This window comes from Micromonospora sp. ATA51, assembly GCF_016802855.1.
In the GTDB taxonomy this organism is placed as follows: Bacteria; Actinomycetota; Actinomycetes; order Mycobacteriales; family Micromonosporaceae; genus Micromonospora; species Micromonospora sicca.
On sequence record NZ_JAEVHJ010000675.1, the window covers coordinates 1 to 1,245 of the forward strand.

Consider the following 1,245-nt stretch of genomic DNA (forward strand, 5'->3'; position numbering starts at 1 on the left):
CTCCAACACACACGCCCACACGTCACCGGCCGAGCGCAGCAGCCCGAAACACCGCCGCCGCTGCCCCGGCGTCACCCGCAACGCGACACGCGCGGTGCGATGCACGACCCGCGGCGCGGCGGGATCCCGACGGCGAGGCACGAACCGAAGACAACACCATCCCTACGACATTTCCCAACCCCGACCAACCCGGCCAACGTTTGTGGTCAGAGCACTAGCTGATCTCCTCGGCCCAGGTACGCCAGTCGTCGAGCACCCCGTGCAGCGCCGGGGTGAGCCAGCCGGGCGCGGAGCGGCGGAAGACCCCCGGGTCCATGCCGCCCGCCCCGTCGGGCAGCGCGCCGAGCAGGTTCGGCACCAGGTCGGTCAGGTTGGTCCAGTGCACCAGCTCCGGCGCGGCCGGCCAGGCGCCGATCACCACCCCGGCCGGGACGGCCCGACGCTCCAACGCCTCCAGGGTGAGCGCGGTGTGGTTCAGCGTGCCCAGGCCGGCGCGGGCCACCACCACGGCCGGGGCGCCCAACGACACCGCCAGGTCGGCCACCGTCCACGGCTCGCCCGAGGGCCGCAGCCCCATCGGCACGAGCAGCCCGCCGGCCCCCTCGACGAGCACCAGGTCGTGCTTGTCGGCCTCCTCGCGGACCGCGTCGACCGCCGTGTACAGCTCCAGCGGCTCCAGCTCGGCGACCCGGGCGGCGGCGAGCGGGGCGAGCGGATCCGGGTAGCTGGCCAGCGTCCGGCCGGTCAGCGGGGCTGCCAGTCGGGTCACCGAGTCGACGTCACCCGGATCGCCGGTGGCCGTACCGGTCTGGCCGGGCTTGATCACGGCGACCCGCAGCCCGGCGGCCTGCGCCGCCGCGGCGATCGCCGCCGTCACCACGGTCTTGCCCACCTCGGTGTCCGTGCCGGTCACCAGCACCGGCCCGGTCCACGCCCCATCCGTCATGGCGCCACCTCGGTTCGCGACTGCGGGGCTCGCAAACCCGGCTCACTCCTCGCGCTCACGGGTGCACACGCCACGATGACGTCCAGCGCCCGTTCGTAGTCCGCGCGGGCCACGCCGGCGCTGATGGTGAGCCGGAGCCGGGAGCGGCTGTCCGGGGTGGACGGCGGCCGGAAGCAGCCCACCGCGACGCCGCGGTCGCGGCAGTCCGCCGCCCAGGCGGTCGCCGCCTCCGGGCTCGGCGCGGTCACCGAGACCACCGCGGCGTCGGGGGCGGAGACGGTCAGCCCGGCCGCGCCGAG

At 75.7% G+C, this 1,245-nt stretch carries 1 protein-coding gene and 1 pseudogene; both read right to left on the minus strand.

What is annotated here, in order from left to right; genetic code table 11:
- Positions 1-214: 214 nt before the first annotated feature.
- Positions 215-946 (minus strand): dethiobiotin synthase, encoded by a 732-nt coding sequence (bioD, locus tag JNW87_RS38870; protein WP_238455490.1) that lies wholly within the window; start codon positions 944-946, stop codon positions 215-217.
- 59 nt (positions 947-1,005) lie between these two features.
- Positions 1,006-1,245, minus strand: a pseudogene (locus JNW87_RS38875) (aminotransferase class I/II-fold pyridoxal phosphate-dependent enzyme); the annotation flags it as partial.

Bases quoted from the DNA above. Each gene is read 5' to 3' on its own strand.
- bioD (WP_238455490.1), bottom strand. From the start codon at position 946: ATGACGGATGGGGCGTGGACCGGGCCGGTGCTGGTGACCGGCACGGAC.